Source organism: Pseudomonas kairouanensis (assembly GCF_004682055.1).
GTDB classification, from domain to species: Bacteria; Pseudomonadota; Gammaproteobacteria; order Pseudomonadales; family Pseudomonadaceae; genus Aquipseudomonas; species Aquipseudomonas kairouanensis.
Genome location: NZ_QUZU01000001.1, coordinates 18,128 through 30,447, shown reverse-complemented (window position 1 = coordinate 30,447; position 12,320 = coordinate 18,128). Strand labels below are relative to the sequence as shown.

General features: G+C 59.4%; 13 protein-coding genes and 4 tRNA genes. 3 read left to right on the top strand and 14 right to left on the bottom strand.

Annotated features, from left to right (window positions below; all coding sequences use genetic code 11):
• Positions 1–59 precede the first annotated feature (59 nt).
• From DYL59_RS00160 to rluD, 7 genes are all read right to left on the bottom strand, one after another.
• A tRNA-Pro gene (locus DYL59_RS00160) sits at positions 60–136 on the bottom strand.
• A 94-nt stretch (positions 137–230) separates the two neighbouring features.
• Positions 231–306, bottom strand: a tRNA-Lys gene (locus DYL59_RS00155).
• 5 nt (positions 307–311) lie between these two features.
• Positions 312–388 (bottom strand) — tRNA-Pro (locus tag DYL59_RS00150).
• Positions 389–397: 9 nt separating this feature from the next.
• Positions 398–473 (bottom strand) — tRNA-Asn (locus DYL59_RS00145).
• Positions 474–776: 303 nt separating this feature from the next.
• On the bottom strand, positions 777–3,341 hold the full coding sequence (gene clpB, locus DYL59_RS00140; RefSeq protein ID WP_135287348.1) for an ATP-dependent chaperone ClpB: 2,565 nt from the start codon (positions 3,339–3,341) through the stop codon (positions 777–779).
• A gap of 130 nt (positions 3,342–3,471) precedes the next feature.
• On the bottom strand, positions 3,472–4,197 hold the full coding sequence (pgeF, locus tag DYL59_RS00135) for a peptidoglycan editing factor PgeF (protein ID WP_135287347.1): 726 nt from the start codon (positions 4,195–4,197) through the stop codon (positions 3,472–3,474).
• Positions 4,194–5,156 (bottom strand): 23S rRNA pseudouridine(1911/1915/1917) synthase RluD, encoded by a 963-nt coding sequence (gene rluD, locus DYL59_RS00130; protein ID WP_135287346.1) that lies wholly within the window; start codon positions 5,154–5,156, stop codon positions 4,194–4,196. Before rluD ends, pgeF begins: the two co-directional genes overlap by 4 nt.
• Positions 5,157–5,305: 149 nt before the next feature.
• On the opposite strand from rluD, the gene DYL59_RS00125 reads away from it, so the two are divergent.
• Both DYL59_RS00125 and DYL59_RS00120 read left to right on the top strand, forming a co-directional pair.
• Entirely contained in the window at positions 5,306–6,334 is a 1,029-nt protein-coding gene (locus DYL59_RS00125) for an outer membrane protein assembly factor BamD (protein WP_135287345.1), read from the top strand.
• 128 nt (positions 6,335–6,462) lie between these two features.
• Positions 6,463–6,696, top strand: a complete 234-nt coding sequence (locus tag DYL59_RS00120) for a PP0621 family protein (protein ID WP_135287344.1) — start codon at positions 6,463–6,465, stop codon at positions 6,694–6,696.
• Here DYL59_RS00120 and thiO read toward each other — a convergent pair.
• Genes thiO through pilV form a run of 5 tightly spaced genes read right to left on the bottom strand, consistent with a single transcriptional unit; the run spans position 6,683 to position 9,977 of the window.
• Positions 6,683–7,792 carry a glycine oxidase ThiO gene (gene thiO, locus DYL59_RS00115; protein ID WP_135287343.1) on the bottom strand — a complete coding sequence of 370 codons (1,110 nt, stop codon included), beginning with the start codon at positions 7,790–7,792 and terminating at the stop codon, positions 6,683–6,685. The two genes, DYL59_RS00120 and thiO, sit on opposite strands and share 14 nt — an antisense overlap.
• Positions 7,793–7,851: 59 nt before the next feature.
• The gene (locus DYL59_RS00110) at positions 7,852–8,253 is read right to left on the bottom strand and encodes a type IV pilin protein (RefSeq protein ID WP_135287342.1); all 402 of its coding nucleotides are present in this window, start codon (positions 8,251–8,253) and stop codon (positions 7,852–7,854) included.
• Between the two features lie 11 nt (positions 8,254–8,264).
• A complete protein-coding gene (locus DYL59_RS00105) occupies positions 8,265–8,795 on the bottom strand; it encodes a pilus assembly PilX family protein (protein ID WP_238340580.1) in 531 nt (176 codons plus the stop codon).
• Positions 8,796–8,802: 7 nt separating this feature from the next.
• Positions 8,803–9,507 carry a prepilin-type N-terminal cleavage/methylation domain-containing protein gene (locus DYL59_RS00100; protein ID WP_135287340.1) on the bottom strand — a complete coding sequence of 235 codons (705 nt, stop codon included), beginning with the start codon at positions 9,505–9,507 and terminating at the stop codon, positions 8,803–8,805.
• Complete coding sequence (gene pilV, locus DYL59_RS00095; protein WP_135287339.1) at positions 9,504–9,977, bottom strand: type IV pilus modification protein PilV; 474 nt, start codon at positions 9,975–9,977, stop codon at positions 9,504–9,506. The genes DYL59_RS00100 and pilV overlap by 4 nt, the downstream gene beginning before the upstream one ends.
• A gap of 193 nt (positions 9,978–10,170) precedes the next feature.
• On the opposite strand from pilV, the gene DYL59_RS00090 reads away from it, so the two are divergent.
• Complete coding sequence (locus DYL59_RS00090; protein ID WP_135287717.1) at positions 10,171–10,752, top strand: GspH/FimT family pseudopilin; 582 nt, start codon at positions 10,171–10,173, stop codon at positions 10,750–10,752.
• Here the strand turns inward: DYL59_RS00090 and ispH are convergent.
• Together ispH and DYL59_RS00080 are read right to left on the bottom strand one after the other, a co-directional pair.
• Positions 10,706–11,653, bottom strand: coding sequence for a 4-hydroxy-3-methylbut-2-enyl diphosphate reductase (gene ispH / locus DYL59_RS00085; protein ID WP_135287338.1), 948 nt, complete (start codon positions 11,651–11,653; stop codon positions 10,706–10,708). The two genes, DYL59_RS00090 and ispH, sit on opposite strands and share 47 nt — an antisense overlap.
• A gap of 224 nt (positions 11,654–11,877) precedes the next feature.
• Positions 11,878–12,315 carry an FKBP-type peptidyl-prolyl cis-trans isomerase gene (locus tag DYL59_RS00080; protein WP_193557525.1) on the bottom strand — a complete coding sequence of 146 codons (438 nt, stop codon included), beginning with the start codon at positions 12,313–12,315 and terminating at the stop codon, positions 11,878–11,880.
• Positions 12,316–12,320 lie beyond the last annotated feature (5 nt).

The window sequence follows — 12,320 nt, the reverse complement described above, 5'->3', positions numbered from 1 at the left end:
TTCAGGATTTTCACAGACAAAAAAAATCCCCGTATCTTTCGATACGAGGATTTTTAATATGGTCGGGGTAAGGGGATTCGAACTCCTGACATCCTGCTCCCAAAGCAGGCGCGCTACCGGACTGCGCTATACCCCGGTAAAAAAAAGGCGACCTTTCAGTCGCCTTCTTCGATCAGCGCTTTTGGCCTCTGATCTTAAGATTCGATTCCAGTGTTAACTGGTCTCAAAAATGGTGGGTCGTGTGGGATTCGAACCTACGACCAATTGGTTAAAAGCCAACTGCTCTACCAACTGAGCTAACGACCCAAATATGGTCGGGGTAGGGGGATTCGAACTCCCGACATCCTGCTCCCAAAGCAGGCGCGCTACCGGACTGCGCTATACCCCGGCTTGAAATTGGCTCCGTGACCAGGACTCGAACCTGGGACCCAATGATTAACAGTCATTTGCTCTACCGACTGAGCTATCACGGAACTACATATTTCAAAGTACAACTTCTACTGCGTTACAACCTTCTCTTCGATGCTTCCGTATCGCTACGTTGTCATGTCTGAGGCGCGCTATTCTACAATCTTAAAAAACCCTGTCAACCCTTTAAATTGCTTTTAAGACAATGATTTGCGCTTGTTTCTGATTTCTTCTTGGGGAGAAGAAACCCGTGGGCTGACGTTGTTGCGGGGCGCACTTTACAAGCCTTTTCCTTACAGTTCAACGCCCTATCGAAAAAAAAAGGCCCCGCAATGCGGGGCCTCCTTTTATAACGCCACTGACTGGGCTTAGTGGAAGACGATTTCGTCGTTTTCCACGGTCGCTTCGACGCTGGTGCCCGGCATAAAGCTGCCCGACAGGATCAACTGCGCCAGCGGGTTCTCGATCCAGCGCTGGATCGCACGTTTCAGAGGCCGTGCGCCATACACTGGGTCGTAACCGACCGCGATCAGCTTGTCCAACGCCTCGCTGCTCAGCACCAGGTCCAGTTCGCGCTCGGCCAAACGGCCACGTAGACGGCTCAACTGGATCTCGGTGATGCCCGCGATCTGATCCCGTGCCAGAGGCTCGAAGATCACCACTTCGTCGACCCGGTTGATGAATTCCGGGCGGAAGTGACTGGTCAGCGCATCCATCACCGCAGCACGCTGGCCTTCACGGTCTCCCACCAGTTCCTGGATCTGTGCCGACCCCAGGTTGGACGTCATCACGATCACCGTATTACGGAAGTCCACGGTGCGTCCGTGGCTGTCCGTCAGGCGACCATCTTCCAGCACTTGCAGCAGGATGTTGAACACATCCGGGTGTGCCTTCTCGACCTCATCCAGCAGGATCACCGAGTAAGGCTTACGCCGCACGGCTTCGGTCAGGTAGCCGCCCTCCTCGTAGCCCACATAGCCTGGTGGTGCGCCGATCAGACGAGCCACCGAGTGTTTCTCCATGAACTCGGACATATCGATGCGCACCATGGCCTCTTCAGTATCAAAGAGGAACTCGGCCAGGGCCTTGCACAGCTCAGTCTTACCTACGCCGGTCGGGCCGAGGAACATGAACGAGCCGCTTGGACGGTTCGGGTCGGACAACCCGGCCCGCGAACGCCGTACCGCGTTGGACACCGCCACCACAGCCTCTTCCTGGCCGATCACGCGTTGGTGCAACAGGCTTTCCATCTTCAGCAGCTTGTCGCGCTCGCCTTCGAGCATTTTCGACACCGGAATACCGGTCCACTTCGAGACGACTTCGGCGATTTCTTCCTCGGTCACCTTGCTGCGCAGCAACTGGTTCTCAGGCTTGCCATGCTGGTCGACCATCTGCAGGCTGCGTTCCAGGTCCGGGATCACCCCGTACTGCAGTTCAGCCATGCGGCTGAGGTCGCCTTTACGGCGTGCGGCTTCCAGTTCCTGGCGGGACTGCTCGATCTTTTGCTGGATCTGCGCAGAGCCCTGCACTTCGGCTTTTTCCGAAGTCCAGATTTCTTCCAGGTCCGAATACTCGCGTTCGAGACGGACGATTTCTTCCTGAAGTTTTTCCAGGCGTTTCTTCGCCGCGTCGTCTTCTTCTTTCTTCAGGGCCTGGGACTCAACTTTCAGTTGAATCAGGCGCCGATCCAGACGGTCGAGCACTTCCGGCTTGGAGTCGATCTCCATGCGAATGCGGCTGGCCGCTTCGTCGATCAAGTCAATGGCCTTGTCGGGCAACTGGCGGTCAGTGATATAGCGGTGGCTCAATTTGGCCGCCGCAATGATCGCGCCGTCAGTGATCGCCACCTTATGGTGGACCTCATAGCGCTCTTTCAGGCCACGCAGGATCGCGATGGTGTCCTCTTCGCTCGGTTCTTCCACCAGCACTTTCTGGAAGCGGCGCTCAAGGGCCGCGTCCTTTTCAATGTACTGGCGATATTCGTTAAGCGTAGTGGCACCGACGCAGTGCAACTCACCCCGCGCCAAGGCTGGCTTGAGCATGTTGCCCGCATCCATGGAGCCTTCGCCTTTACCGGCGCCGACCATGGTGTGCAACTCATCGATAAACAGAATGATCTGCCCTTCCTGCTTCGACAGTTCATTAAGCAGGGATTTCAGACGTTCTTCGAACTCACCACGGAACTTGGCACCGGCGATCAACGCCCCCATGTCCAGAGACAGCAGGCGTTTACCTTTAAGGCCGTCTGGCACTTCGCCGTTGATGATGCGCTGGGCCAGGCCTTCGGCAATCGCGGTTTTACCCACGCCAGGTTCACCGATCAGCACCGGGTTGTTCTTGGTACGACGTTGCAACACCTGGATGGTGCGACGAATTTCGTCGTCACGGCCGATCACCGGGTCGAGCTTGCCCTCTTCGGCGCGCTTGGTCAGGTCGACGGTGTATTTATCCAGGGCCTGGCGCGACTCCTCATGGTTGGGGTCGTTCACCGCGTCGCCGCCACGCAGGTTGTTGATGGCGTTTTCCAGGGCTTTCTTGCTTACGCCCTGGCCCAGCAACAACTTGCCGAGCTTGCTGTTTTCATCCATGGCGGCGAGCAGCACCAGTTCGCTGGAAATGAACTGGTCGCCTTTTTGCTGGGCCAGACGGTCTGCTTGGTTAAGCAGGCGCGCCAGGTCCTGGGACATATTCACGTCGCCGGTCGGATTTTGGATTTTTGGCAGTTGGTCGAGCTCTTTGCTCAACTCCTTGCGCAGGCTGTTGACGTCAAAGCCCACCTGCATCAGCAAGGGTTTGATAGAACCACCTTGCTGCTCCAGGAGCGCCTGCATCAAGTGCGCAGGCTCGATGGCCGGGTGGTCAAGGCCCACCGCCAGGGATTGAGAGTCAGATAACGCCAACTGTAATTTGCTGGTTAAACGATCAATACGCATTAGTCACCTTCCTTTTGAGCAGGCCGGAGCTATAAAACATCCTGAATGAAGAAACCTGCCAGATACCCTTATAGATGGGGTGGATTCTGGGAGTTTCAAGCGCCAGACAGTTGACCCAAGTCAGGAGAGTCTAGCGTTCCAGCCAGATCAGGGAGGCAAACCGACCAGTGTGTGAACTGCGGCGGTAAGAAAAGAAGCGCGGGTCGGTCACGGTACAGAAACCGCCACCATAAATAGCGGTGACACCTCGCTCGGCAAGGCGTAGGCGAGCGAGCTTATAGATGTCGGCCATGAACTTGCCGGGGTTGCGGCTGGGCACGAAGGCTTCGGCGGTGATCGGCAGTTGCTGCATGAAGGCTTCGCGCACTTCCGGGCCGACTTCAAAGGCTTGCGGGCCAATGGCCGGGCCGAGCCAGACCAAGACTTCGCCCGGATCAGTTTCCAGGCTGTCGATAGCTGCTTCCAGTACGCCCGCCGCCAAGCCACGCCAACCGGCATGGGCAGCCGCGACGCGAGTACCGGCGCGGTTGCAGAACAACGCAGGCAGGCAATCGGCGGTCATGGAAGTGCAAGCAATACCTGGGGTGCTGGTCCAGCTACCATCGGCTTCGGCGGTGCGACTGGGGTCGGCCTCGACCACCGTTACGCCGTGAACCTGACGCAGCCAGGCCGGCTTGATATTGAAGGCGTCACTAAGACGACGACGATTTTCAAGCACAGCTTCCAAGCTGTCCTCTACGTGATCGCCCAGGTTGAGGCTGTCGAACGGCGCCAGACTGACGCCGCCCGCACGGGTGGTAACGCAGGCTTTTACCTGAGCCGGCGCAGGCCAGTCAGGAATCAGCCAGTCACTCATCCGACAAACGCCTCGCGATCCTGCTTGAGCAACGACAACAACCAGACCAGATCGTCTGGCAGCGGCGATTCCCAGCTCATGCGCTTACCGCTCGTCGGATGATCCAATTCCAGGAAGCGTGCATGCAGTGCCTGGCGCGGGAACGACTTGAGCGATTCAACCATGGTCTGGCTGGCCGCAGGCGGAATGCGGAAGCGACCACCGTAGGCCGGATCGCCGACCAACGGGAAGTTGATGTGGGCCATATGCACACGAATCTGGTGGGTACGCCCGGTTTCCAGCTTGACCCGCACATGGGTGTGGGAGCGGAAACGCTCCAGCACACGGTAGTGGCTCACGGCCTGCTTGCCGCCCTCCATCACCGCCATACGCTGGCGCTGCTGGCCGTGACGACCGATAGGCGCGTTGATCTTGCCACCTGCCACCACGACGCCGATCACGATGCACTCGTAGATCCGGCTGACGCTGCGGCTTTGCAGTTGTGTCACCAATTGCGTCTGCGCCTGAATGGTCTTGGCCACCACCATCAAGCCGGTGGTGTCCTTGTCCAGACGGTGCACGATGCCGCAGCGCGGGACGTTGACGATGTCCGGCACATGGTGCAACAGGGCATTGAGCAAGGTGCCGTCAGCGTGCCCGGCAGCCGGGTGAACCACCAGGCCTGCGGGTTTATTGATCACCAGGATGTCGTCGTCTTCGTAGACGATGTCCAGTTCAATGTCCTGGGCGATCCATTCTCCCTGGGCTTCCTGCTCGGCAGTCAGCTCAAGAATCGCACCGCCATGGACTATGTCTCGCGGGCGGATAACCGCTCCATCCACAGTCAGGCGGCCGTCTTTGATCCAGGCGGAAAGGCGCGAGCGCGAGTGCTCAGCGAATAATTGTGCGGCGACTTGATCGAGGCGTTGGCCGCCCAATTCGGACGGCACCTCTGCGCGAAGTTCAATTTTATCGGACATGCTCAGACTAGGCGTGGCACAGCCTTTGGTTTCGGCTGCGCGCTTGTGGTTAAATACGGCGTCTTTTGCCCCGAGGCTTTCAACGGGGCGCTCATCATAACAGGACGGCCCCGCCCAAGACAGCGGCCGTCATAGGGACGCAAGCCGCCATGCAAGTGAAACACCTGCTGCTGATCGCCATCCTCGCCATGACTGCTGCTTGCTCGTCAACAAAGGAAGTCGTCGACGAAAACCTGAGCGAAGTCGAGTTGTACCAACTGGCTCAGAAAGACTTGGACAATAATAGCTACACCAGCGCCACAGCGAAGCTGAAGGCCTTGGAGTCCCGCTATCCGTTCGGGCGCTACGCCGACCAGGCCCAGCTTGAGTTGATCTACGCCAACTACAAGAACGCCGAGCCGGAAGCCGCCAAGTCTGCCGCAGAGCGCTTCATCCGCCTGCACCCGCAGCACCCGAACGTGGACTACGCCTACTATATGAAGGGCCTGACCTCGTTCGACCAGGACGTGGGCCTGCTGGCGCGCTTCCTGCCGCTGGACATGACCAAGCGTGACCCGGGTGCTGCCCGCGACTCCTACAACGAGTTCGCCCAGCTGACCAGCCGCTACCCCAACAGCCGCTACGCACCGGACGCCAAGCAGCGCATGATCTACCTGCGCAACCTGCTGGCTTCCTACGAGATCCACGTAGCCCACTACTACCTGACCCGTCAGGCCTATGTAGCTGCCGCCAACCGTGGTCGTTATGTGGTTGAGAACTTCCAGGAAACCCCTTCCGTGGGTGACGGCCTGGCCGTGATGACCGAGGCTTACCAGCGTCTGCACCTGGACGAGCTGGCCAGCACCAGCCTGGAAACCTTGAAACTCAACTACCCGGATCACCCGAGCCTGAAAGACGGCCAGTTCGTGCCGCAGGTTGCTGAAGCCGACAACCGTTCGTGGCTGAGCAAGTACACCCTGGGCCTGATCGAATCCCGTCCACCACTGCCGCCGGGCGAAACCCGCGCCAACCAGGACGTGATCAAGCAATTCCAGGACGCCAAGGACGCCATCCCTTCGGACCTCAAGCCCCACGACGAGAACGGCGACGTGATCGAAGAAGAAGAAGAGCCACAGGCTCTGGGCAACAACCAGGACCGCTCGTGGTTCAGCTACATGACCTTCGGTGTGTTCGACTGATTTGTGTCGATGCAACGCAAAAAGGGAGCCCTGCGGGGCTCCCTTTTTTGTGGGCAAGCATTATTGCGCTGTGCGCCTGCCATGTCCTTGGCTAAACTGGCGCATTCCTCGTCGAGAAGCTCCTCATCATGGTTCGTCTACTGTTCTGGATTGCCGTCATTGCTGCTGCCGTATGGTTCTGGCGCAAATTCAAAAGCCCGGCCGCCAAACAGCAACGCGCCAGCGAGCCCGATGCCGCACTGATGGTGCGTTGCGCCCATTGCGGCGTGCACTTGCCTCAGGATCGAGCCCTGAGTTTGCGCCAGGACTGGTATTGCACCCAAGCGCACCTGGAGCAAGGGCCGAAGTCTATCCAGCGTTGATCCTGCCTTCGGGCGCGTACGGCGCCGGGTCGATAATCGGCGCACGGCCCAGCAACAGGTCGGTGAACAACTGACATGACGCTGGCGCCAACACCAGGCCATTGCGGTAATGCCCGCAATTGAGCCACAGGCCGTTAAAATCCGGCACTGGGCCGATGTAGGGAATACCCTCCGGCGACCCCGGCCGCAAGCCCGCCCAATGCCCAACCACCTCGGCATCCGCCAGGGCCGGTATAAGCTCTACTGCCGAGGCCTTTAGGCTCTCCAGCGCCGACTCGGTTGGCGTCTTGTCGTAACCCTCGTGCTCCAGGGTGCTCCCGATCAGGATATGGCCATCGCGTCGAGGGATCGCATACCGCCCTTTCGCCAGCACCATGCTCGACAAAAAATCCGATGCGCACTTGTAGAGGATCATCTGGCCTTTGACCGGTTCCACCGGCAACGCCAGGCCCAGCGTACCCAGCAGATCCCCACTCCACGCCCCAGCAGCCAATACGACCTGCTCGCCATGAATCGGACCATCCGCCGTCTCAACCCCCACCACCTTGCTGTCATTCAGCACAAACCCGGTCACTTCGCACTGCTCGTGAACCGTCACGCCCGGCAAAGCCATCAGCGCCGCCTTGAGGGACTTGACCAGGCGCGGGTTACGCACGTTGGCCACATTGGCCATATAGATCGCCTGGGAGTAACCGCCGCCCAACACCGGAACCGCATCATGGGCGGCCGAGACATCCACCTTGCTCAAAGGCCGACCTTCCCGCGCAGCCCAGGCCAGCGCATCGGCTTCGTCATCCAGGTCGAGCCAGTACAACCCGGTGGTATGGACCTCCGGGTCGACCCCCGTCGCAGCAAACAACCGCTCAGCCAACTGCGGATAAAAATCCTGGGACCAATGGGCCAGCGCAGTGACCGCCGGGCTGTAGCGCCACGGATACAGCGGCGAAACAATACCGCCACCGGCCCAGGAAGACTCCTGCCCCAAACCTGCACGCTCCAGCAGTACAACCGACTGCCCCTGGGTAGCCAGGTTGAACGCCGTCAACAAGCCGATGACTCCGCCACCGACAATCACTACCTGCTGCTTTGCCATCATTTGATCCAGCCGATAAATAGGAACAAGCGCACCCGGCGCCCAGTCGTCCAACACCCTCATCATTGCCCCCAGCACAGCATGCGCGACATGTCAGGTGCTGCGCCCGGATTACTGCGTTCACCGGTACTGGTCAGGCCGAATTCGCCGCAAGGGTCGCCGGCCATCGCTGAATCAGCGGCAGGCGTGGCCACTAGGTAGAAAGCCTGAGGGTTCAGGGCAGCGGTGATTCTATAGCGATCATTGCCCGCGCTGACGCCGCTCGAGTCAATAAAAGTGCCGTTCCTCGTATAAAAGCGCTCCAGGTGCTGAGCTTGCTCAGTCAACAACCCAACAATTTCCGCGCGATAGACCTTTTTCATATGGCCCGTATAGCCGGGGTAAGCCACCCCTGCCAAGAACGCGATGATTGCCCCGGCGACCAGCAACTCGATCAGGGTAAAACCTTGGCTGTCCATGCCCATTTCACAGCTCCTTATTGAAGTTGGCGCCATGCCACTCGTCGAAATCGCCCACCACCCTCCTCGTCCACATGTGTGTAGAGGCTTTCCAGCACTGTGCGTGACGGGCCACTGAGCCCAACCGCCGTTACGCGATACAGCGCAGCACGAGTTTGCGGTGGCAAGTGGGCCACCCCCACAGCCGCGCCCAGGGATTGAATGCCGTAAAGGCCACCGTTATGAGCGAACCAATCAACGCCCGACACTGGATTCAAACCTGCACCCATCACCGAAAACGCTTCCCCCGGCGGCGCACAGGCTGCAATGGACCAACACAGCGGGAGTGCCGCAAATGCGCGCCGCGTGTTCGCCTCCCCTAGCCTCAGCCCGCTTTCGGCGTGCTGGAACGACTGATTGCGATACCAGAGACTGCTGGTATTTTTTTGTTGAGCGATTGCGCCTTGCATGGATGAAAGGCCGATCATCGATAGCAACAGTAGAAATACCAGGCCCATCAGCAACACCATGCCGCATTGGCGCCTGCCGCCCCCTTTGGGAAATATCATGACGGCCCTACCCCAAACGATTTCGCAGCGCCGCAACAACGCTGTAGGTTTGATCTTTTACCTGCCCGCGAGGGTCCTGCAGCGTCATCACGATGCGCACGCTGCGTATCAAGGACGTGTCAGCGGGTGCGCTGTCGTAGCGCACCACCGCGGCCGACTCCTGTTTGGCCGCCACTCCAAAGCTGATCTCGAACGCCTGGACGTTATCCACCAATACCGCCTTGGCAGGTGTTGCAAGCGTACTGAGCTTCAACTGGCCCGCCTCAAAGGTGTAAGTGAGTTGGCGTATCGCAAAACGGATTTGCCCAGGCGCGGGAGCAGGCGAGCTTGCGATGTACGCCTGGGCAGCCCCCGAGCAATCGGACAGCACCGTCCAGTCCGGCTTGCCAACGTCACTGGCATCAGTGGTCACCAGCGTCAAAGCCTTTGAATCACTCCCTGCACTCCAACTGACAGGCCGATCAAAAGCAGAGGGGGCATCGTGGATAAACGCTGTGGCCAGGCAGCCGAACATGCCTGCCTGACGAATGTCCTGAACCATTTTGCCCAGGACAAACCGCGCATCGTCCTGCAACAACATCGCGGCCTGTTGACTGGCCTGGGTCGCCCGCGAGCTGATCGCCACCTGGCTCGCCCCGAGTACCAACACCAGTCCCAATGCCAGGGCGAGCAGTAATTCCACCAGGCTGAAGCCTCGACAAAGGCGGCTCACTGCACGCCCTCAATGCGACTGCTCAGCGTGAAAATCTCCCTGGCGCCCGGTACGGGGTTTGCGCGACGGTCGTCCCAACCGATGCTGACAGTGACTTCGTTGTCGCTGACCTTCACCGAGCCTTTGGCATTTTCCCCGGCAAAACCGAGGATATTCGCCTCAAAATCATGCAGGTCCAGGTCACGTACATTGGCAGTGACAGTACTTGCAGGGGCGTCCCCGGCCCGCCCCCAGCTGTAGTCCGCGCCAGGATTGGCACGAATTCGGTCGAGCATGTCGTAGGCGATAAAGCTGGCCTGGCTGGTCATCCTCGACTGCTCGGTGGATTTGAGCGCATTGAGCTGAATCACCGCCGCGCCCAACAAGCCGATGGCAAGAACCAGCACAGTCACCAGCACCTCGACCAGTGTTGTGCCGGCCTGGCTGGAAGGTAAAGCACGGGGGAGAAATGAGTTGAGGCAAGCAAGCATTACCGTCGTCATCCGTGTCGAAGGTTCAGGAAAAAGCAGGCAAACCCTGCTGCGTGCACCAAGACTAGCGGCGGTTTTTCGTCCGCGCAGCGCCAGGAACAAAGGGAAATACTTTGGACATAAAGGCCATCATTCGGCGGCACGGAGCGGGCGCTATACCTATGACTGCATCCACGCCCAGGGAGGGAAGACCATGATCCAACGAGGTTTCACGCTGCTCGAACTGCTGCTCGGACTGCTGGTAAGCGGCATTCTGGCCCACCTTGCAGTGCCTGCTTTCAAGAGCCTGCTGGAATCACAGCAGCGACAAACCACAGCGCAATCGCTGGCCCAAGGGTTGCGCTTTGCACGCTCGGAGGCCATCGCACACAATCGCGCGGTGGTCATTCACGCGCTGGACGATGACTGGGGCCAGGGCTGGCGGGTAATCGTGGATGTGAGCGGGCGCGGTCATGAGGACGAAGACAACCCGGTACGGCTGCTGCGCCAGGAGAGCGGTCGAGTAGCAATCATTGGCAATGGGCCCGTGAAGAACCAGGTCCGTTTCAGTGGGTTGGGCGAACCGGTATTTCCAGGCGGGGGATTTCGTGCGGGCACTGTGCATGTATGCGCCACGGATCAGGCGCAGAGCCTGCACCAGATAGTGCTGGCGCCGAGCGGGCGTATCAGCCTGCGCAGCGACAGGGCCGAGCAGGCGTTGTGCCGGAGTGGCTCCGGCACGCTGGTACTCAAAGCAGCGAGCGAACCCGCAGTTCCTTGGGCATGGAGAACGTGATGTTCTCTTCGCGGCCAGCCAGCTCATCAGCACCGGTGGCACCCCAGGCGTGCAGTTGCTGGATCACGCCGCGCACCAGTACTTCCGGAGCCGAGGCGCCGGCCGTGATACCGATACGCTCGACGCCGTCGAACCAGCTGCGCTGCATGTCTTCGGCACCGTCAATGAGGTACGCCGGTGTCGCCATGCGTTCAGCCAGTTCACGCAGGCGGTTGGAGTTGGAACTGTTGGGGCTGCCCACAACCAGCACCACATCGCATTCATTGGCCAGTTGCTTCACTGCATCCTGACGGTTTTGCGTGGCGTAGCAGATATCGTCCTTGCGTGGCCCGCCGATGGCCGGGAAACGACTGCGCAGCGCGTCGATCACGCGGCTGGTGTCGTCCATCGACAAGGTGGTCTGGGTCACGAATGCCAAGCGATCCGGGTTGTGCACCTGCAGGTTGGCGACGTCTTTTTCGTCTTCCACCAGGTAGATGGCCCCGCCGTTGCTGGCGTCGTACTGGCCCATGGTGCCTTCGACTTCCGGGTGCCCGGCGTGGCCGATCAGGATGCACTCGCGGCCGTCACGGCTGTAGCGCGCGACTTCGATATGCACTTTGGTCACCAACGGGCAGGTGGCGTCGAAGACTTTCAGGCCACGGCCTGCCGCTTCGGTACGCACGGCCTGGGAGACGCCGTGGGCGCTGAAGATAACGATTACATCGTCAGGCACCTGGTCGAGCTCTTCAACGAAGATCGCGCCGCGTGCACGCAGGTCTTCGACCACGAATTTGTTGTGGACGACTTCATGGCGCACATAAATCGGCGGCCCGAAGACTTCCAGGGCGCGGTTGACGATTTCGATCGCCCGGTCCACGCCGGCGCAGAAGCCACGGGGGTTGGCGAGTTTGATTTGCATGCTGTGCCTCGTGTCTTGCGGCAATTCGGGTCAGGTGTGACGCTAACCCAACTGAAAATGAAGATCAAAGGTGGGAGGGGCGGTGCGACGATTCGACTTGCCCCCGATGGCGGTGGGTCAGTAAGCAAACCTCTGACTGCTCCACCGCTATCGGGGGCAAGTCGAATCGTCGCACCGCCCCTCCCACACAAACCCACTTCACACATTTAATCGTGTGTAGTTGATCAGAGCGCTTTAACGTCGATGATTTCAACGTCAAAGGTCAAGGTTTTACCGGCCAGCGGGTGGTTGAAGTCGATGGTCACTTGGGTGTCATCGAAGGTTTTCACCACGCCAGGCAATTCGGTATTTGCCGCATCATTGAAGATCACCAGCAGGCCTTCCGACAGGTCCATGCCTTCGAATTGCGAACGCGGGATGATCTGCAGGTTTTGCGGGTTGGGCTGGCCAAAGGCGTTTTCCGGCAGGATCTGCAGGGTGCGCTTGTCGCCGGCCTTGAAACCGAACAGGGCCGCTTCAAAACCCGGCAGCAGGTTGCCATCCCCTACCTTGAAGGTGGCCGGGGCTTTGTCGAACGTGCTGTCGACCGTGTCGCCGTTCTCCAGGCGCAGTGCGAAATGCAAGGTGACTTCCGTGTTCTGGCCGATGCGTTGCTCAGCCAATACCT

What these genes read in the sequence shown, in the direction of transcription:
- clpB (WP_135287348.1), bottom strand. Translation starts at nt 3,341, where the DNA reads ATGCGTATTGATCGTTTAACCAGCAAATTACAGTTGGCGTTATCTGAC.
- pgeF (WP_135287347.1), bottom strand. Translation starts at nt 4,197, where the DNA reads ATGAGTGACTGGCTGATTCCTGACTGGCCTGCGCCGGCTCAGGTAAAA.
- rluD (WP_135287346.1), bottom strand. Translation starts at nt 5,156, where the DNA reads ATGTCCGATAAAATTGAACTTCGCGCAGAGGTGCCGTCCGAATTGGGC.
- DYL59_RS00125 (WP_135287345.1), top strand. Translation starts at nt 5,306, where the DNA reads ATGCAAGTGAAACACCTGCTGCTGATCGCCATCCTCGCCATGACTGCT.
- DYL59_RS00120 (WP_135287344.1), top strand. Translation starts at nt 6,463, where the DNA reads ATGGTTCGTCTACTGTTCTGGATTGCCGTCATTGCTGCTGCCGTATGG.
- thiO (WP_135287343.1), bottom strand. Translation starts at nt 7,792, where the DNA reads ATGATGGCAAAGCAGCAGGTAGTGATTGTCGGTGGCGGAGTCATCGGC.
- DYL59_RS00110 (WP_135287342.1), bottom strand. Translation starts at nt 8,253, where the DNA reads ATGGGCATGGACAGCCAAGGTTTTACCCTGATCGAGTTGCTGGTCGCC.
- DYL59_RS00105 (WP_238340580.1), bottom strand. Translation starts at nt 8,795, where the DNA reads ATGATATTTCCCAAAGGGGGCGGCAGGCGCCAATGCGGCATGGTGTTG.
- pilV (WP_135287339.1), bottom strand. Translation starts at nt 9,977, where the DNA reads ATGCTTGCTTGCCTCAACTCATTTCTCCCCCGTGCTTTACCTTCCAGC.
- DYL59_RS00090 (WP_135287717.1), top strand. Translation starts at nt 10,171, where the DNA reads ATGATCCAACGAGGTTTCACGCTGCTCGAACTGCTGCTCGGACTGCTG.
- ispH (WP_135287338.1), bottom strand. Translation starts at nt 11,653, where the DNA reads ATGCAAATCAAACTCGCCAACCCCCGTGGCTTCTGCGCCGGCGTGGAC.